Below are 20,268 nucleotides of genomic sequence, written 5' to 3' on the forward strand. Positions count from 1 at the left end.
ATAGCATTTTGGGGCGATATATATAGCATTTTGGGGCGATATATCAATAGATTTGACATATGAAACGTTAAATAGATTTAGAACATTATAAATTCATTAATATTGCTCTTCTTCTGCTACATATATACAAATAAATCCGATGCTTAAAACGAGTAGTATCGGATTTTGTACTTATTCGTTTTGACTGTTATTTCTTCGTTAAGGGTATCACGCTTTCGGTGCGGCAGTTTTTTTAGTTGAAACAGTTTCACATTATATATGAAATATTCATATGAAACCATATTGAAAATTCATAGTGCAGTGGTATAATATAATAAAAGGAGTGACGAGCAATGAACATTACCGAATTTGCAAAAGCCGCAGGAGTATCAAAATCTGCTGTGAGCAGATATTTCAATGACGGCTATGTGAGCGAAGAAAAGCGCAGGCTTATTGAAGCCGCCATAGAAGCCACAGGCTATGCCCCAAGCGTTCAGGCGCAGAACGTGAGAACAAGGGTGACAAAGCTTGTGGGAGTTATTATACCGAAGCTTTCAAGTGAGAGCTGTGCAAGAGAGGTGGAGGGAATAAGTCAGGTACTCAGTGAGCAGGGCTATCAGCTTTTGCTTGTGAACTCTGCCAACGACCCAAAGAAAGAAGTGGAATATCTGGAGCTTTTCCGAAGCAATCGTGTTGACGGAGTTATCTTTTTGGCTTCTGTTTTCACTCCGCTCCATGACGCTGTGCTGAAAAAAATGCGTGTGCCGGTGGTAATTGTGGGACAGGAGTACAAGGGTGCAAACTGCGTTTGTCATGACGATTACAAAGCCGCCTATACCGCAGAGAAGCTTATGCTTGACAAAGGCTGCAAAAAGCCCGCTTTTATCGGTGTTACCGAGCAGGACAAGGCGGCAGGTCAGGCAAGAAAAGACGGGTTTCTCCACGCCCTTTCTGATAACGGCATCAACATTGAAAAGTCTGATATGCAAACGGCTGAATTTAAAATGGACTCAGGCTACAAAAGGGCTTTGACATTACTGAGAAGCGACAGAAGGTACGACCACATTTTCTGTGCCACCGACAATCTTGCCGCAGGCGCACTCCTTGCCTGCCGTGAGCAGGGATTGAAAGTACCAGAGGATATAATGATAGCAGGTATTGGCGACTCTCAGCTTTGTAATGTCACGTCCACTCCCCTGACCTCTGTGCATTTTCATTATCGCACCGCAGGCATAGAAGCGGCACAAATGCTGCTCAATTCACTTAAACGAGAAAGCTCTATACCAAGGACGCTGACGCTCGGTTTTGAGCTGGAAGAACGTGAGTCCACAGAGAAATAATGTGAAACTGTGTGAAACCTTGTAATACCGTCTTGTAAGTTTATATTATTTGTCAATAGACAAATGCACCTCTATGGGTTATAATATAGTTAATGAAATCGGTATCACATAAATGATGAAACCAATAAAATAACATAGTTCGGACAAAATAATAATAAACAAGCAAAGGACGGGATATTATGGATCACAGAAGTTCAGCTCGTGAGATACTTTCTGCTATAGGTGGAAAGGAAAATCTGGTCAGTGCCGCACACTGTGCCACAAGATTAAGACTTATAATCGCAGACAACTCAAAGATACAGAAAGAAACATTGGAGAACATTGATGTTGTAAAGGGCGTTTTTGAAGCTTCAGGACAGCTTCAGATCATCATAGGCACCGGAACGGTAAACAAGGTCTATGACGAATTTATCGCAGAGGCAGGCGTGGAAGCCTCTTCAAAGGACGAAGTCAAGGCTCAGGTGGCCCAGAAGCAGAACTGGTTCAAAAGGCTTATCAAAACTCTCGGCGACGTATTTGTACCTATAATCCCTGCTATCGTTGCAGGCGGTCTTATCATGGGAATAATGGAAGCCTTGAATTTCATGGCTTCAAACGGCTTTATCTCCCTTGACACCAATGGATATGTTTTCACAATATTCAAACTGCTTTCAAATGCAGCGTTCACATTTCTGCCGATACTTATTGGCTATTCTGCAACTAAGGTGTTCGGCGGCAACCCTTATCTTGGTGCGGTAATAGGAATGTTCCTTATCCACCCTGACCTGCAAAACGCTTGGACAGTTTCCACAAACGGATATGAGCAGACGTTCTCCATATTTGGTCTGTTCAACGTTCACATGGTAGGTTATCAGGGTCATGTAATACCTATCATAATCGCTTCATTCATTCTTGCGACTATGGAGAAAAAGCTTCACAAGAAAGTGCCTGACATTATCGACCTTTTCGTTACACCTCTTGTGAGCCTTACAGTAACAGCTTTTCTCGTTTACACCTTTATCGGTCCTGTATTCGTTGCCCTTGAAAATGGCATCATCACAGGCGTTCAGAAGCTTATCACTATCCCATTCGGCATTGGTTCGTTCATAATGGGCGGTTTCTATTCAACAACAGTTGTTGGCGGTATACACCATATGTACACTGTTATCGACATTGGTCAGCTTGCTAAATATGGTGCGACATATTGGCTGCCTCTGGCATCTGCCGCAAATATGGCTCAGGGAGCTGCCTGCCTTGCAGTGGCAGTAAGAAGCAAGAACAATAAGATCAGATCAATGGCTTATCCATCTGCTCTGTCTTGTATGCTTGGCATCACAGAGCCTGCAATATTCGGTGTAAACCTTAGATTTGTAAAGCCTTTCATATTCGGTTCTATCGGCGGCGCTTGCGGAGCAATGGTCGCTTCTATCCTCCACCTTGGCGCAACTGCAACAGGTGTAACAGGAATATTTGCAATACTTCTTACACTCAACCACCCAGTGAAATATATAATCTCAATGGCTGTAGCAATGGGCGTTGCATTCACTCTTACTTGGCTTTTCGGCACGAACAACAAGCAGATAAGAAACGAGAACAAGACTTCCGAAAACAAGACAGAAAAGGCTGAACAGCCTGCACAGGCTATCGAAGCAAAGGCTGAAAATGCAGACGCAGCAGATGACGGCATTATCACAGCTCCGCTTAGCGGCAAAGCTGTAAAGCTTGAAAACGTTCCTGACCAGACATTTGCGCAGGGCATACTTGGTCTTGGTGCGGCAATAGAACCTACTGAGGGCAAGGTCGTTGCACCTGGCGACGGCAAGGTCGAAACGCTTTTTGACACTTTCCATGCAGTTGGTTTGACACTTGACAACGGCAAGGAACTTCTTATCCACGTTGGCATAAACACTGTTGAGCTTAAAGGCGAGGGCTTCAAGGCTTACGTTTCTGAGGGCGACAGAGTAACAAAGGGACAGACGCTTCTCACTTTCGATATGGACTTTATAAAGAGCAAGGGCTATCAGACTATCACACCTGTTCTTGTGGGCAATTCAGACGAATTTGCCTCCGTTGAGGAGCTTGCAGAAGAAGGCACAGAAGTGACTATAGGAGATAAACTAATAAAGGTAAACGCATAAAGCACAGACAAACCGTCAATAATCATAGTCAATGAGCCAAAAGGAGAGGATATAAATGGATAACAAAGAAAAACTGGAAAACAGAGAAAGAATAAAGAACGCAAAATGGCGTCAGAGATTTCATATCGAACCGCCTGACGGCTGGCTCAATGACCCGAACGGTCTGAGCTTTTACAAGGGCGAATATCATGTTTATTTTCAGTACAGCCCAATTGCCGCTGACGGTCACACGCCAAGAGGCTGGGGACATTATCACGGCTGCGACCTTATGCACATGACTTATGACAGAGCAGTTATGATGCCTGACATTCCTGAGGACAGCCATGGCGTTTACTCAGGAAGCGCCATTGAAAATGATGGTGTTCTGCATATTTTCTACACAGGTAATGTGAAGATGATAGGCGATTATGATTATGTCAAAGCCGGCAGAGGTGCGAACGTTATCCACGTCACCACCACAGACGGCAGCAAAATGAGTGAAAAGCAGGTACTTCTCAGAAACAGCGACTACCCTGATTTCTGCTCATGCCATGTGAGAGATCCAAAGGTGTGGAAAGAGGGCTACCTATGGAAAATGGTGCTCGGTGCAAGAACTCTTGACGACGAGGGCTGTGTGCTTGTATACGAATCTGACGATCTTATAAACTGGAAATACAACGGCAAGGTATACAAAGAGGGCTACGGCTATATGTGGGAATGCCCTGACTATTTCGAGATAGACGGCAAGGGCTTTTTAAGCACCTGTCCGCAGGGTATGCCTCACTATGAAACAAAGTGGCAGAACCTTAACCAGTCAGGCTACTTCCCTGTTCAGGGCAGGCTTGAGGACAGCGTTCTCGGTGACTTCACCGAGTGGGACATGGGCTTTGACTTCTATGCACCGCAGACATTTCTTGACCCACAGGGCAGGAGAATACTCATAGGTTGGCTTGGCATGGATAACAAGGTCTACGGCAATGCCACAACTGAGCTTGGCTGGCAGCACTGCCTTACCATACCGAGAGTTGTAACTATTGCACCCAACGGCAAGCTCAGACAGCAGCCTATAGCTGAATTTGACGAGCTTAAAAGCAACGCACGCCGTCAAAGCAGCGGTCAATCTGCAGAATATCCTCTGCCATTTGAACTTGACGGTGAGCCTGCTGACAGCTTCAGCATATCTCTTGACGGCAAGCTTGAACTTAGCTTTGATAAAGAAAAGCAGCTCTTTACAATGAAATTTACTGATGAAAAATACGGCTGTGGCAGAACGGTAAGAAATGCAGAGATAGACAGCGTGAGAAATATAAGAGTTATCGCAGATATGTCAAGCATCGAGGTATATATCAATGACGGCGAAACTGTGATGTCAACAAGAATATATCCCGATAATGACAGCGTAAAGCTTAAAGTAAACGGCTTTGAGGCACAGGTCTGGGACATCTGAGAGGAGGAACTGCAATGGGAAACACACTTTTTGCCATAGGAGAAGCACTGATAGATTTTATCCCTGCACAGACAGGCTGTGCTTTTGAGGAGGTAACGGCTTTCAGCCCTAAAAGCGGCGGAGCACCTGCAAACGTCTGCGGAGCGTTCACTATCCTTGGCGGCAGCTCGAAATTTATCACTCAGCTTGGTGATGACCCATTCGGAAGAAAGATAGCAGGCGACCTTGCAAGGGCTGGAATCGACACTTCCCTTGTGAGCTTCACCGACAAGGCGAACACAGCTTTGGCTTTTGTGAGCCTTGAAAATGACGGCAACAGGACGTTCTCATTCTACAGAAAGCCCTCCGCAGATATGCTTTTTTCAGCGGAGCAGGTAAAAGAAGAATGGTTTGAGGACGCATACGCACTGCATTTTTGCAGTGTTTCCCTTGGAGATTTTCCGATGAAAGACGCACACAAAAAGGCTATCGCCTATGCACGTCAAAAAGGCGCAATGATAAGCTTTGACCCTAATCTGCGTTTTCCTCTTTGGAACGACAAGAAAGCTCTGCATGATACCGTGAATGAGTTTATCCCAATGGCTGACATTGTGAAGATATCAGACGAAGAGCTTGGATTTATCACAGGTGAAAGCGACATCAAAGCCGCCCTGCCAAAGCTTTTCACAGGAAATGTGAAGCTTGTGATATACACCTGTGGCTCAGAGGGGGCATATGCTTTCACAAAGAACGCACAGGCATTTGCAGAGAGCGAAAAGGTGAAAGCTGTTGACACAACAGGCGCAGGAGACGGATTTATAGGCTCGTTCCTATATGCACTGAAAACTCTCAATGTGACCGCCGAAGGTCTTTGTGACCTTGACAATGCACAGCTAGAACGCTGTATAGCGTTTTCAAATAAATTCTGTGGTGAAAGCGTTAAACATCAGGGCGCTATCGACTCCTACAGAAAAATAGATTTTGTAAAATAGTTATCCTTCCTATAATCAATTTCCTTAAAACAAAGCCTTCCCATTTTCGGGAGGGTTTTTGTTTTCGGCATAATTTCACAAAACATTTTGCAGTATGTGTTGGGGACGGCGTTCTCGACGTCCCGCTTTTGCGTTTTTGAAAGGCTCGTTTTAACACGTTTTAGCATAGTAACATGATACTTTGTGAAAATTTGACAAAAGATAAGATATACTATATAATAGAGATTGTATGACTATTTTTACAGGAGAATTATTATGAACGAAAATAAAAACAGAGCAACCTTTCAATCCCGATTGGGATTTATACTTGTGTCCGCAGGGTGTGCCATTGGTCTTGGCAACGTGTGGAAATTTCCATACATTTGCGGACAAAACGGCGGCGGAGCTTTTCTGTTCCTATACCTTATCTGCCTTGTGCTGTTGGGTCTTCCAATACTCATATGCGAATTTGCCATAGGCAGAGGAAGCAACCGAAGTCTTTCTCAGGCTTTCAACCGACTTGAAAAGCCCGGTAGCCGATATCACTGCACAAAATACACGAGCATTGCAGGAACTATCTGCTCATGATGTTTTACACCATGGTCACAGGTTGGATGTTATACTATGCTTTTAAATATGCCACTGGCTCGTTGGACGCTTCAAGCACAGCGGCAACGGCTGAGGCTTTTAAGGATATGCAGGCTTCCCCGTGGCTCATGCTCATATTCTCGGCTATCGTTATCATACTTTGTATCGGTGTTTGCGCACTGGGATTGCAAAACGGCATTGAAAAGGTAACGAAATTTATGATGATACTGCTTATGGCGCTCATGGTGGTGCTGGCGGTGAACTCTATCAGGCTGAAAGGCGCTTCTGAGGGGCTTAAATTCTTTCTTGTGCCGGACTTTGACGTATTTAAAGAAAAGGGCTTCACATCAGTGCTTTTTGCCGCAATGACTCAGGCGTTTTTCACACTAAGCATAGGCATAGGCACAATGGAGATATTCGGAAGCTATTTGAAAAAGGACCGCACTCTTGTAGGCGAGTCTGTGAACGTTATCGTTCTTGACACTGCCGTGGCTGTCGTTGCTGGACTTATCATAATCCCTGCCTGCTTTGCATACGGCATCGAGCCTGACTCCGGCCCGTCACTGCTTTTCATTACTCTGCCTAACGTTTTCCACCATATGGCTTCAAGCCGTTTGTGGGGAATATTCTTCTTCATCTTCATGTCATTTGCGGCTCTTTCCACCGTTATCGCAGTGTTTGAGAACATTATCACAATGTCGGTAGAACTGTGGGATTGGAGCAGAAAAAAATCCCTTATTGTAAACCTTGTGATGATACTTGTGCTTACAATGCCTGCTGTGTTTGGATTTAACCTGCTGAAAAATATCCAGCCAATGGGCGCAGGCTCGACTATCATGGACCTTGAAGACTTCTTGGTATCATCGAATCTTCTTCCACTTGGCTCTCTTGTGGGAGTGCTGTTCTGCGTTCGCAAAAACGGCTGGGGCTGGGAGAACTTCATCAAGGAAACCAACACTGGCAAGGGAAAGCATATTCCTAACGGACTTCGCAGCTACATGGCCTACGTTGTGCCTGCACTTATCTGTTTCATCTACCTCAAAGGATACTATGACACATTCTCAAACAGAAGTCTGCCTGTTCTTATTGGTTGGATGTGCTTTGCGGTGATACTTCTTGTGCTGATATTCTGGGCAGTTTTCTCAAAAAGCAAAAAAAAATTTGGAAAATCCTATTGACAAATAGAAAGTTTGGTTATATAATAAACCTTGCGTGATGTTTCACGAAAAATCGTATAATGATAAACGCTATAAGAATAAGCTGAAAGGTGGTGGGTGAAATGAGAAATATTCTTTTTGATCTTATAAAGACTAACGAGAATATAGATCTTACAAATAATGTAAGTTCAATATGCCTTTCAGATGTCATTTTACCTGCCCTTATTACCAAAAGCTAATGAGATTTTTATCAGCTTTCTGGATATTATACTGCAGATCTATTGCGACCTCTGATATCAGGTATCAGAGGTCTTTTTTTGACCTGTTATAGGCAGTTACATTATGCGAATTTACAGAATTATATCGGAAGAATATGAAATTTATCCTGAAAAGGAGGGAATACATGAAGTTTTTTGACGTTTTGCCACAGCTTGCAGAAAACGAACTGCTAAAGCGTGGAGTTATGACTGACGAGCTGCTTTACTGCGTAAAAGCTGACCTTGACGGTGAGGGCGGATATGTGGACGTATACATAACTTTCACAAAAGACACCCTTTGCATACTCCGTGGCTATGAAGAATACGGAAAAATGAAACGTGGGCAGAAGAGAAAAAATCTCGTAAGCTTCACAGTATCAGGCTATGATGAATACCCCATAGACAGCATTGAAGAAATGTTTGTTGACCGCTATGCAAATTCCGCAAGACTTATGATAAAGGACAAGTCCGGCAAGGAATTCCCTATAGCGAGGTTCTCGCTTGGCTTTGCTGACAAATTTGAGAAATTCAGCCAGCGTGTGAACTGCACAGCCAAGAACGAGCCTATCGACGACCGCCTGCTGGAAGGAGTAAAGACCCACTGCCCTACTTGCGGTGAGCCTTATCCTGACCCTAACCTCCCTGTCTGTCCGAGATGTGTAGACAGACGCTCGGTGTTCAAACGCCTGCTTTCTATGTTCGGTGAATTTAAGGGTGCGGTATTTCTCATACTGCTCACCATAGTTTTAAGCAACGTTTTTGCCATACTTTCGCCGATATTCGGCTCTCAGATACTCTATGATGATGTGCTTGCGGAAAACGGAAAATACTATGGCAAGATACTCATGATAGTAATGCTCATCGTGGGCATAAACATTGCAGGGATGATAATGCGTATCATTTCAGGCATTATAACCTCAAAGGTCGTGCCTGTTGTTACTCACAGACTGCGTGTTAAGATATTCTCATCAATGCAGCGGCTTTCCCTTGACTTTTTCACAAGCAAGCAGACAGGCTCGCTTATGTCCAGGGTCGACAGAGATAGTCAGAACATCTACTGGTTTTTCACGGATATAGTGCCGTATGGTCTTACAAACGTGGTAAAGATAGTGGGCATTGCGGTGATAATGCTCACAATTTCGCCACTTCTGTCACTTGGTATAATCCTCACTATCTCGGTGATAGAGATAGTTCAGCACCAATTTTACAAAAGCCAGCGCAAGCTTTACCGCAAATATGATGTTGCTATGCGTTCTGCAAACTCGGTGCTGTCTGACGTTATGAACGGTCAGCGTGTGGTAAAGGCTTTCGCCCGTGAGGACAGAGAGATAGAACGCTATAGGGTAAAAAACACTGACGCATTTTTGATAAACTCAAGGATAAACTCACGAATAGCAAACACTATCCCTGTTATATGGACGTTTTACAGAATAGTGAACAAGCTTGTTTTCTGCCTTGGCGCAGTGCTTGTTATAAAAGGTCACATACTATTCGGCGCACTTTCAGCACTTATTTCCTATACCGAAATGGCGATGGACCCTATCAACTTTTTCACATGGATAGGCGACCGCTGGGCAAAATGTATGGATGCCGCATCAAGAATGTTTGAGATAATGGACGCTCTGCCTACTGTAAAAGAGGACGAACACCCTGTTCACATGGAAAACATGAGGGGCGATATCGAGCTTAAAAATGTATCCTTTGAATATGAAGCAGGACACCCTATCATAAAAAACGTTTCTTTCAAGGTGCAGGCTGGACATATGTTTGGAATCGTTGGTAAAACAGGTGCAGGAAAATCCACTATCATAAACCTTATGGCAAGGCTTTATGACGTAACAGGTGGTGAGATAACCATTGACGGCGTGCCTATCAGGAAGATAGCTTTTGACGATCTTCGCCGTAACATAGGCATAGTTTCACAGGAAACTTTCCTTTTCATAGGGTCAATAGCTGACAATATCCGCTACGCAAACCCTGACGCCACCATGGAAGAAGTTATCGAAGCGGCGAAGTCCGCAAACGCACATGAGTTTATAACAAAGCTCCCTGAGGGCTATAACACTAAGGTCGGCGAGGGCGGAATATCCTTGTCAGGCGGTGAAAAGCAGAGAATATCTATCGCACGGGCTATCATTCAGAAGCCTAACATACTTATCCTTGACGAGGCGACCGCTTCCATGGACACAAGGACAGAGCGAAAGATACAAGCCGCTATCGACAATCTGAAACAGGGCAGGACGATTATTTCTATCGCACACCGCCTTTCAACTCTCCGTGACGCTGATATGCTCTGCGTTATCGAAAATGGTGAGCTTAAAGAAATGGGTACGCATGACAAGCTCATAAAAGAAAAAGGCAAATATTTCGAGCTTTACAAGCTGCAATCTGAAGCATTGCAGTTCATAAACGAATAGTAAGGAGATGAACACAATGGCTGAAAATATTACCGCTGAGCAGGAGGTTTATGAGGTCAATAAGCTGACCTTGCTTGACTGCAAAAAGATACACCTTGCAAAGGAAGAAAGCGGTTTTCTTACCCTCGATTATGAGGGCAGGACTTATCACAAGGTAAACCCCACAAGGCTCATACCATTTTACTCAAAGACCACCTACATAAGCCTTTCATACGAAAATTCCGAAAAAGAGTTCCGTGAGATAGGCGTGATAAAAGATATGGCAGAGCTTGACGAGGAGCAATACAAGCTTCTTGACAGCTATCTTGAATACAAATACTATATGCCTGAGATAACAAAGGTCTACAGCATAAAGGACAATATGCGTGGTGCGATCTTTGTAAAGGCTGACACAACTTCAGGACAGAAAACTATCTGTATCCGTGACTGGTATCAGAATTTCAGAATGATAGGCTATGATTATCTCTACGTCAACGACGCAGACGGCAACAAATATTTCTGCCCTGACATTCATAAGCTTGACAGAAAAAGCCGTCAGGTGCTTGAAATGTACACCTAAAAGGTGTTAGACCACACTGAAAGGAGTGTGAAAATATGGATCTAAAAACTTCCCTGCCACAGAATGCCCCGGCAGACATTGTTTACTCTCTGCCTGCAAACTTCACCTGTAAGGGCGACAAAATGGACGGACATTTCTGCGTGACAAAAGAAAAGATATACATTTACAACGGCAGTGAGATAACACTTGAATACAGCATAGACGATTTCTCCGAGTTTGAGTGCAAACAGCAGATAGGCACTTCAATGGCTCAGGGAACGCTGAAAAGCGGTGAAACTATCTGCTTCTGCGGTTTTTCACAGGATCAGTTCCTCAGATATGCCGAGCTTATGAAGCTTCTTGACCACTGTTTGCGCACAGGCGAGCTTATGGAGATAACTGACACGGAAGAGCCTGTCTGCCCGAAATGCGGTCTGCCGCTGGAGGGCGCAAAGGAATGTATCTACTGCACAGGCAAGGGCAAGACAATGTTCAAGCTCATAAAACGCATTGCGCCATACAAGAAATATTTTGCGATCGCAGTTATATGCACGATACTTTCCGAGCTTATTTGGGTGCTTGCACCATATCTTGACAGAGTTATAATCGACAAGTATGTTACCCCGAAAAACACCCATTGGGCAGGCCTTGCAGGCGTTATCATCACTATCGTCACTCTGCTGCTTCTGGCAGGAGTGTTTGAGTTTTTCAACATGAAAAACAGCTTCAAGGTCGCACTCAACCTGGGACGTGACCTTAGGCAGGAGATATTTGAAAAGTCACAGCAGCTTTCCATGAACTCCATATCAAAGCGAACAGCAGGCGAGCTTATCAACCGTGTTTCAAGCGACGCCGCAAAGCTTGAGGACTTCATCACTGCAAACGGAAAGGACGCAATAGTAAAAATTCTATCCCTTGTGATAATAGGCATACTGCTTTTTATCATGGACTGGCGGCTTGCGCTTATGACAGTTTTGCCTGTGCCGATAGTTTTCATAATTGTGCAAAAGCTTTTTGACGCCATGGCGATACGCTACACAAAGGTATGGAAAAACGGCGTTTCTCATGGAGAAACTTTGCATGATATTTTAAACGGCATAAGAGTTGTAAAGTCCTACGGCAACGAGGTAAGGGAGATACAGCGCTACACAGAATGTTCCGAACGCTGGGCGAAAAGCTGTGTTCGTGCGGAAATGATGTGGTATCTCACCATTCCTGCCTCAGAATTTATCCTCACCATTGGTAACTTCTTCGTACTGTATTTCGGCGGAAACATGATACTTGACCACACCATGACATTAGGTCAGCTTATACAGTTCACCACCTACGTTGCAATGCTTTACGAACCTATACGCTGGCTCATACAGATACCGAGAAATCTTGCGGACACTTCAGTTTCCGCAGGCAAGGTCTTTGAGATACTTGACGAGGACACTGACGTTCGTGATTGTGATGACCCTATTGACCTTGACATTCAAGGCGATATCGAATTTGACGGCGTTTATTTTGGCTACAAGGTATACAATCCTGTGCTAAAAGACATAACCTGCAAGATAAACAAGGGCGAAATGATAGGCATTGTGGGGCACTCAGGTGTGGGAAAATCCACAATGATAAATCTTATTCTCAGACTTTATGACTGCACGCAGGGAGAGATACTCATTGATGGTGTGAACATAAAGGATATTGCACAGCACAGCCTGCGTTCACAGGTGGGCGTGGTGTTGCAGGAAACTTTCCTTTTTGACGGAAACGTACTTGAAAATATAGCATATGCAAAGCCTGACGCTACCTTTGAGGAGGTAATAAGGGCAGCGAAAATTGCGAATGCACATGACTTTATCACAAAGCTCCCTGACGGCTACAACACCCGAGTGGGCAACAAGGGCTATCAGCTTTCGGGCGGCGAACGTCAGAGAATTGCCATTGCAAGAGCGATACTCCATGACCCTAAGATAATAATACTTGACGAGGCGACGGCTTCTCTTGACACTCAGACGGAGAAGCAGATACAAGACGCTTTGGGCAAGCTCACAAAGGGCAGGACGACAATTGCCATTGCTCACAGACTTTCCACCCTCAGCAACGCCGACAGGCTTATCGTCCTTGACAAGGGCAGACTTGCAGAGTTTGGCACTCACGCTGAACTTATGCAGAAAAAAGGCGTATACTACAAGCTTGTTATGGCTCAGCGCCAGACCACAAAAATGAAAAAAGCCCAACCACAGACCTGCTAAGGTCTTGACATTATCACGGCAATGTGGTAAAATACAATAGTAAAATCTCATATAGGGGAATGATGTTCTCCCCTGGGAAACCTAAACCGCTTATTAAGCTGATGACTTCTGTTTTTTACGCAGGAGTTGTCAGCTTTTTTGATTTTTGGGAGGTATAACTATGTTATTTTCACTGGCTGTGATCTTTCTTGTAGGGCTGTCAGCCGCCGCCATTTTTCAAACTATCGGTCTGCCGAGGATAATCGGTATGCTTGCAACGGGCATTCTCACAGGCACTTACGTTCTTGATCTGCTGGATCCTAAGATACTTGGCATATCCTCAGAGCTTCGGCAGATAGCCCTTATCATTATCCTTATCAAAGCAGGGCTGTCACTCAATTTGTCTGACCTGAAAAAGGTGGGCAGACCTGCGGTCATGATGTCATTCCTGCCTGCAAGCTTTGAGATACTGGGATATTTTATCCTTGCTCCGCTGCTTCTTGGGATAAACCACACGGAAGCCGCTGTTATGGGTGCGGTGCTTGGTGCAGTATCCCCTGCGGTGGTAGTGCCGAGAATGGTGAAGCTTATGGAAGAAAAATACGGCACTGAAAAAAGCATACCGCAAATGATACTTGCGGGAGCTTCCTGCGATGATATTTTCGTTATCGTGCTGTTCTCCACATTCGTAACAATGGCGCAGGGCGGCTCTGCAAAGGCGACGGATCTTCTCAATATCCCTGTGTCAATAATCCTCGGAGTGCTTCTCGGCTCGCTGTCAGGGTTTGTGCTTTTCTATATTTTTGAGATATCCTACCGCAAAGGTAACAAAATAAGAAACAGTACAAAGGTAATTGCTATCTTGGGCTTGGCGTTCCTGCTTATGTCAGTGGAAACATTTGTTAAGTCTTATGTGGCTGTATCGGGACTTCTTGCAGTTGTGGCAATGGCTTGCGTGATAAAAATAAAGGCTGACAAAAGCGTGTCTGCAAGGCTTTCAGAAAAGTTTGGCAAGCTTTGGATAGCCGCTGAGACTGTGCTTTTTGTCCTCGTGGGTGCGGCGGTGGATATACGCTACACCCTTACGGCAGGTGCAGCGGCTGTGCTTCTTATTTTCGGAGCACTTATTTTCAGAGCCGTGGGCGTATGGATATGTCTTCTCGGCACGAAGCTGACCATTAAAGAAAAGCTTTTCTGTGTAACGGCATATATGCCAAAGGCAACAGTTCAGGCGGCTATCGGCTCAGTGCCGATGTCCCTTGGTCTGCCCTGCGGAAAGATAGTGCTTTCTGTGGCTGTGCTTGCGATCCTTATCACCGCACCCCTTGGTGCAATAGGCATTGACCGCAGCTATAAAAGGCTTCTTGCACACGAGGAGTAAAGTGGCGTAAAATAGGCGATTGCGGCACTCTCTGCACATTTTATGAGGGAATAATTTGAGCATTTGCACATTTCGCGAAAAGTTCTGATTACATTGCATAAAAAAATCGGCACGACCAAATCAAGGTCATGCCGTTTTCATATCCCTACCCTATCTACAGTTGATGCAAGGTGGTAATAAAAATTTGTTACGATACGCATGTTACGTTGCTGGCAATGCGTTGTCAAATGAGGACTTGAACCTCTGAAACCTGCCCGAAGTTTCTGTCCATAATCAGCACATTCTCTGCTGATAGAGATACATCCACCCTGTAGATATCCCACCCATTTCATTACACCAGCTCTGTTGTCCAGTTCAGCTCCTGAATTTTCTCGTCCACATTTCTCAGTTTCTTTGCAAGACCGTCAACCGTTTTCTGTATCTCTGTCACAGGCACAGTGCTGACTATTTTTATCTCTGTTCTTGTCATTCTTGTGACACGGTCGCTTGCGGTATTCAGAAAATCCCGCAATACCCTTACCTTCTTTTTCAGACAATCTCTGTGTGCAAGAAGCTCTGTGATAGTCTTGCCCTCGTATACTGTTCCGCTGTTGGTAAGATTTATCCGTGCCACCAGATCTTCAAGACGGACTATCAGTCTGTCAAGCTCCTCCATAAGAGCCTTTGGGTCTTCCGCAGGAACATCGCCCTCCTGCACCTTTGCGTTATTGTCAAGTCTTACTGAGATCGTGTTTATTCTGTTCTGGATATCAGAACGCTCAGCCAATGCAGTTGCAAGTTTCATATAAATTACCTCCTATCCTTTGACAACGCCCACTGTGAAAAGCTTCTTTATAGGCGTGGTCAGGTCACTTTGATTTTTCATAACAACATCTATATCCTTGTAAGCAAAGCGGCACTCCTCAGCCACGTCTTTCTTACTGGTCTTTCCAAGCACCACGTTTCTTTGCCTAAGGTCTACCATAACAGACTCAACGGAGAATTTCTCCTTTGCGCCTGTGCGTGAATAGTTTCTGCCTGCACCATGAGAAGAAGTCAAAAAGCTTTCAGCCTTGCCCATGCCCTTCACTATATAGCTGTTTGAGCCCATAGATCCTGGGATTATAGCGACTTCGCCATCAGCCGCATGGATAGCGCCTTTGCGGTGTACCCACACGTTCTCACCGTAGTGATTTTCCAGTGCGGCATAGTTATGGTGACAGTTTATCTCGTCACTATAGTTCGGTGTGATACCCGTATACTTCTCAACCTGCTCTGTGAAAATATGCTTTACCTTTTCAAGCATTACCTCTCTGTTTTCAAAAGCAAAGTCTATTGCAAGGTTCATCCAGTTGAGATATCTCTGACCCTCGTCTGTATCCACAGGAAGAAACGACAAATTATACTCTGAGGGAACAGTTGAAAAATACTTGTCATTCATCTCATGGGCTATCTTGTTGAAATACTGCCCTATCATGTTGCCAAACATTCGGCTTCCCGAATGGAGCATTATACAAGCCATGCCGTTTTCGTCTTCCTGTATCTCGATAAAATGGTTTCCACCACCCAGTGAGCCAACGGAATAATATCCCTGCTCGATAAATTTCAGCAATTCGCTGTCAGCATTGTATCTTTCTATCTCGCTTTGCGCCTTATCAAGCACGGCAGAAGCCTGCGGCTTGCCATAATGACTAAAGCCCACCGGGATAGTACGGAGTATATTTCCTACTATCACCTTTATAAGCTCGCCGCTCCCTGTTACAGTGTCACGAAGAATGTTCACAGGGATATCTGTCTGCACGAATGCCATTCCACAGCCGATGTCAACGCCAACTGCATTTGGGATTACCGTATTTTTGCAGGCTATCACACCGCCTATAGGCATTCCCTTTCCTGTATGAGTATCAGGCATCAATGCGATATGGTCATGGGCAAATGGAAGATTTGCAAGGTTTATCGCCTGCTCAAGACAACTTTCCTCGATATCGTCTATAGACTCTGTCCATATCTTGATCGGTACTAGCATTTTATCTTTATCATAATATTCAAACATTTTGTGTACCTCCTACTTTTGCTGTTGTATGTATTATAGCAGATAGATACAAAATAATCATATAAAAAAAGGTGCGAGGTTTTGTTATGTATTGCAATGAGAGTATAGATTTGGTATAATGTTATCAAAGGAGGTGTTCTGAATGGCGGTATATTCTGAACTTATAAAAAATTTTGAGAAGATAAGAGAATATGTGCGTGATTTCTATATCTTTGGATTTCACACAAGAGAAAGCTTTGACGCAAAAAGCAAACGCACCTATGACAACGAAAAGCGCAGGATAGAAAGCTGGCTTTCAGACCACGTTCACACCTCTTTAGAGGGTCACAAAAAGAAAGTATCTGTGCAGGTGGATTCGGGGAACATTTTTCAAAACCCACTGTATCAGTGCTATCGTTCAAAGACCTTTACGGACAATGATATCCGTCTGCACTTTATTTTAATGGACGCTCTTGAAGATAACGCCATGTCAGTGTCGGAGATAGCAGACTATATTTCTGCAAACTACGGCATGGTAATAGACGTGCAGATAATCCGTATCAAGCTAAAGGAATATGTAAAAGAGGGCTTGGTGTCGGAGGTCAAAAGCGGAAGAAATATCCTATACACCAAACCGGTTGTTATGCAGATGATATTGTAAGCAGGTATAAGGGCTTGGGGGATATGATAAAATTCTTCTCTGAGGAAAATCCTTTTGGCGTGGTGGGCAGCTTTATCATGGATAAGCTGGGTGCGAAAAATAATATTTTTGTGCGTAAGCACGCTTACATGGTGCATACTCTTGATGATGAGATACTCATTGATATCATGGGGGCAATGGAGCAAAAAAAGGCTGTTCTGCTATCCTGCGTAAGCCGAAAGAACGACAAAAAGCACGAGATAACAGCCGTTGTGCTGAAGATACACTGCTCGGTGCAGACAGGAAGAAATTATCTTATCATGTATTTCACAAAGCAGAAACGTTTGATGTCTGTAAGGGTGGATTCCATAGTGAAAGTTACTCCCCTTGATGTGGTAGCTGACTATGATACATATTACAGATATTATGAGGACAACCGCAGATATTTATGGGGAACGAGCTTCGGAAATTCACGCAGATACGGACAAAAAGAGCATATTCACATGGAAATAGCGGTAGACGAAACGAAAGAAATGTATGTTGTGAAGCGTTTGGAACGTGAAAAAAGAAGCGGTACTGTCGCAAAGATATCAAATGGGCTTTACTCCTTTGACATTGACCTTTTTGACGCTAACGAAGCCTTTCCATGGATAAAAACGTTCATCGGCAGGATAGTGGCATTTGAAACAACAAACGAGGAATTGCAGGATAAATTTGATTCGGATATCGCAAGGCTTTATGAGATATACGGAGGTGCTTACGAATGAAACTGTTTTCGGAAATATACAGCACCTATTACAGCATAACGGAGAAAATACTGAAAAAGCGCACTGTCACAAAGGCTGAGATAGCAGATATCATCAGACAAAACGGCTTTTCTGAAAGCGTTCTTTTCCTCGAACCTAAGCTCACAGGCGAGGGCGGATATGGTCTGCTGAAAAAAGAAGAAAGCGTATATAAGTCTATCCTGAAAAAAGAGCCTCATATCCCGCTGACGGCACTTGAAAAAGCGTGGCTTTGTGCGGTGCTAAGCGACCCGAGAAGCGGTCTGTTTCTTGACACTGAGCAAAAGTCGCAGTTAGCGGAACTGCTTGGTGCGAAAAAGCTATATCAGAGAAACTTTTTGACCTGCTTTGACCAATATTCTGACGGTGATGATTTTCATAACCCACAATACATACAGCATTTTCGGGATATACTCTCGGCTATCCATGGCAAAAAGCTAATAAAAATAAGCTTCCAGACAAGAAAAGACAACCGCATCACACACTATTTTCTGCCCACAAAGATAGAATACTCTGCCAAAAACAACAAGTTCAGGGTATATGTGAACCGATACCAAAAGCGCAGAATGGTGGACAGTGGCATTATAAACCTGTCGCAGGTAACACTCACTAAGCTGACGGATATAACGCCTGAGAGCTTTTTAGCTGTCACAGACAAGAAAAAGCAGGCAAAAATAAAGATACTTAACGAGCGAAATGCGGTAAATCGTTTTATGCTTGAATTTGCAGAGCTTGAAAAAGAGTCGGTCTTTGATGAGGACAGCGGTGAATGTATGGTTTCTATTAAATATGACGAGCAGAACGAAAATGAGATAATAATACGTTTGTTGGCATTCGGACCTGTGGTAGAGGTGCTTTCGCCATATGATTTTCGCAGGAAAATCAAGGAGAGGGTTGACAGGCAATTGGCTTTGATGAAAAAATAAAACAAAGGCTCTCCGCCGTTTATATGGCAGAGAGCCTTGCTTTTTATCGTTTAAAAGATTTGCCCGTCAAGCAACATCACAAAGTCAAGCTTCGGCACAAAATCAGCGTCATTTCTAAGCTGACTAAGCACATAATGTTCAAGACAACCGGGGAGGTTTTAAAGATCGACGTAAACCTTCCGTTTACGCTGCAATCTCCATTGTGTTGTACTTATTCAAAAAGCACTATCCTATTTTTATTATTTATAACAAAGCCATACGGCTCAGTCACCATTTATATATGCTGTTGTTCTTTGTTGTTATGCCTTTGCTAGAAATTCCTTTCCTGCCTTATCGGTATCAAGTATCGCCTTAATAAACTTTTCTTCCGAAGCTCGCCAGGAACATAAGTCCACTCAACAACGCTTGCCGCCTTATGTGCAATGGCTGGGACATCTTCTTCTGTCAGGGCTATCTCTCCTAATGTGCATGGCAGACCTATACTGCGATTAAACTCAAAAATGCGCTGACGTTCTTCATACTGCTCGTCATATGTAAGCAGGCAAAGCACGCCGAATGAAACTATCTCTCCGTGGAGGTGATCATGCTCGCACTTTGGAAACAGCGAAGCGCCATAGTAAACGCAGTGGGCAAGAGATGAATTATAATAGTAATCGTCCTTTGGATCGGGGTTGTTCTGATGAACAGTAAAATTTGAAACGAGACCTGTTGTAATGATGATATCAAGAGCTATCTGCTCGATATTCTTTGAAGAAACGTTATTTCTGCAATCCTCAAGTGCTTTTTTTCCGTAGGATACAAGCGGTTTTGTGCATGCCTCTGCAAGAACTCTGCCAAGCAAAGGCGTATGGGTCATATCCTTATCACGGCAGGCAAAGACCACCTCGTACTCTTTGCTGAGAGCGTCACCGATACCAGCCCAGAAAAGCTTTTCAGGTGATTCTGCGATTATTTTTGTGTTGATGAAAGTATGGAGTGCAGGTGCTTTGAGGTAAGCATATTCCTTGAAAGTGCCGTCAGCGTTGTAGATAACAGATATTGCCGTGCAGGAAGCGCAGTTTGAAGCAAGGGTCGGGAAAGTGAAAAACGGCTTGTCAATTCTGTCGCAAAGGGTCTTTACAGTATCAACGGCACGTCCGCCGCCAACGCCAAAGACCATATATGCATTTTGCACTTCCGGCATAGCTTTAAGCATTTCAATGTTCTCATAATTTGAGTCGCCGCCATACCATATGAAGTCGGTTATCTCAAGGTCAGAGCCTTTGAGAGCCGCAAGCAGTTCAGGCTTAGCCTTTTCCATAGCGGTCTTGCCGCCGATAACAACAGCGGTTTTTCCATAACGTCGGGTAACATAAGGTATTTCTTTGTAGCAGTCGTCGCCAATAGAGTAGCTTGGTAAAAATTCGTTGTATGACATATTCTTTCCTCCGTTATTTTTAACGGCATTTTCTACCGTCATAATTATATGATTTAATAATACAACTATTTATAGAGTAATTTTGTGATATTTTGTTAATAATTATTAAAAATATATCAGAAA

Annotated in this window: 16 protein-coding genes and 1 riboswitch; of the genes, 13 read left to right on the forward strand and 3 right to left on the reverse strand. The window is 44.0% G+C overall.

What is annotated here, in order from left to right; translation table 11 throughout:
* Positions 1 to 332: 332 nt before the first annotated feature.
* The 10 genes from DW793_RS06610 (at position 333) to DW793_RS06650 (ending at position 14,366) form a co-directional block, all read left to right on the forward strand.
* Positions 333 to 1,319, forward strand: a complete 987-nt coding sequence (locus DW793_RS06610) for a LacI family DNA-binding transcriptional regulator (protein WP_118157422.1) — start codon at positions 333 to 335, stop codon at positions 1,317 to 1,319.
* A gap of 179 nt (positions 1,320 to 1,498) precedes the next feature.
* The gene (locus DW793_RS06615; protein ID WP_118157423.1) at positions 1,499 to 3,436 is read left to right on the forward strand and encodes a PTS beta-glucoside transporter subunit IIBCA; all 1,938 of its coding nucleotides are present in this window, start codon (positions 1,499 to 1,501) and stop codon (positions 3,434 to 3,436) included.
* 55 nt (positions 3,437 to 3,491) lie between these two features.
* Positions 3,492 to 4,862, forward strand: coding sequence for a glycoside hydrolase family 32 protein (locus DW793_RS06620; RefSeq protein WP_118157424.1), 1,371 nt, complete (start codon positions 3,492 to 3,494; stop codon positions 4,860 to 4,862).
* Positions 4,863 to 4,876: 14 nt separating this feature from the next.
* Positions 4,877 to 5,833 carry a carbohydrate kinase family protein gene (locus tag DW793_RS06625; protein ID WP_118157425.1) on the forward strand — a complete coding sequence of 319 codons (957 nt, stop codon included), beginning with the start codon at positions 4,877 to 4,879 and terminating at the stop codon, positions 5,831 to 5,833.
* A gap of 255 nt (positions 5,834 to 6,088) precedes the next feature.
* On the forward strand, positions 6,089 to 6,400 hold the full coding sequence (locus DW793_RS15895) for a hypothetical protein (RefSeq protein ID WP_390624651.1): 312 nt from the start codon (positions 6,089 to 6,091) through the stop codon (positions 6,398 to 6,400).
* On the forward strand, positions 6,397 to 7,578 hold the full coding sequence (locus DW793_RS06630; RefSeq protein WP_390624652.1) for a sodium-dependent transporter: 1,182 nt from the start codon (positions 6,397 to 6,399) through the stop codon (positions 7,576 to 7,578). The genes DW793_RS15895 and DW793_RS06630 overlap by 4 nt, the downstream gene beginning before the upstream one ends.
* A gap of 382 nt (positions 7,579 to 7,960) precedes the next feature.
* Positions 7,961 to 10,231 (forward strand): ABC transporter ATP-binding protein, encoded by a 2,271-nt coding sequence (locus DW793_RS06635; RefSeq protein WP_118157426.1) that lies wholly within the window; start codon positions 7,961 to 7,963, stop codon positions 10,229 to 10,231.
* A 16-nt stretch (positions 10,232 to 10,247) separates the two neighbouring features.
* Entirely contained in the window at positions 10,248 to 10,790 is a 543-nt protein-coding gene (locus DW793_RS06640; RefSeq protein ID WP_181988307.1) for a DUF1854 domain-containing protein, read from the forward strand.
* Positions 10,791 to 10,825: 35 nt separating this feature from the next.
* The gene (locus DW793_RS06645; protein WP_118157428.1) at positions 10,826 to 13,006 is read left to right on the forward strand and encodes an ABC transporter ATP-binding protein; all 2,181 of its coding nucleotides are present in this window, start codon (positions 10,826 to 10,828) and stop codon (positions 13,004 to 13,006) included.
* 46 nt (positions 13,007 to 13,052) lie between these two features.
* Positions 13,053 to 13,124: riboswitch (Fluoride riboswitch) on the forward strand.
* Positions 13,125 to 13,166: 42 nt separating this feature from the next.
* Entirely contained in the window at positions 13,167 to 14,366 is a 1,200-nt protein-coding gene (locus DW793_RS06650; protein WP_118157429.1) for a cation:proton antiporter, read from the forward strand.
* Between the two features lie 331 nt (positions 14,367 to 14,697).
* Here the strand turns inward: DW793_RS06650 and DW793_RS06655 are convergent, their stop codons facing one another.
* Positions 14,698 to 15,150: a DIP1984 family protein gene (locus tag DW793_RS06655; RefSeq protein WP_118157430.1), complete on the reverse strand. Its 453-nt coding sequence runs from the start codon at positions 15,148 to 15,150 to the stop codon at positions 14,698 to 14,700.
* Positions 15,151 to 15,162: 12 nt separating this feature from the next.
* Positions 15,163 to 16,398 carry an RtcB family protein gene (locus DW793_RS06660; RefSeq protein WP_118157431.1) on the reverse strand — a complete coding sequence of 412 codons (1,236 nt, stop codon included), beginning with the start codon at positions 16,396 to 16,398 and terminating at the stop codon, positions 15,163 to 15,165.
* 142 nt (positions 16,399 to 16,540) lie between these two features.
* Here DW793_RS06660 and DW793_RS06665 point away from each other — a divergent pair, with 142 nt between their 5' ends.
* Genes DW793_RS06665 through DW793_RS06675 form a run of 3 tightly spaced genes read left to right on the forward strand, consistent with a single transcriptional unit; the run spans position 16,541 to position 18,728 of the window.
* A complete protein-coding gene (locus tag DW793_RS06665; RefSeq protein WP_118157432.1) occupies positions 16,541 to 17,038 on the forward strand; it encodes a hypothetical protein in 498 nt (165 codons plus the stop codon).
* A 23-nt stretch (positions 17,039 to 17,061) separates the two neighbouring features.
* Entirely contained in the window at positions 17,062 to 17,784 is a 723-nt protein-coding gene (locus tag DW793_RS06670) for a WYL domain-containing protein (protein ID WP_147342172.1), read from the forward strand.
* On the forward strand, positions 17,781 to 18,728 hold the full coding sequence (locus DW793_RS06675) for a WYL domain-containing protein (RefSeq protein WP_118157434.1): 948 nt from the start codon (positions 17,781 to 17,783) through the stop codon (positions 18,726 to 18,728). The genes DW793_RS06670 and DW793_RS06675 overlap by 4 nt, the downstream gene beginning before the upstream one ends.
* A gap of 310 nt (positions 18,729 to 19,038) precedes the next feature.
* Here the strand turns inward: DW793_RS06675 and DW793_RS06685 are convergent, their stop codons facing one another.
* Complete coding sequence (locus tag DW793_RS06685) at positions 19,039 to 20,145, reverse strand: iron-containing alcohol dehydrogenase family protein (RefSeq protein ID WP_390624654.1); 1,107 nt, start codon at positions 20,143 to 20,145, stop codon at positions 19,039 to 19,041.
* Positions 20,146 to 20,268: the final 123 nt, after the last annotated feature.

It is taken from the genome of Ruminococcus sp. AM31-15AC, from assembly GCF_003462045.1.
GTDB lineage: Bacteria > Bacillota > Clostridia > Oscillospirales > Ruminococcaceae > Hominimerdicola > Hominimerdicola aceti.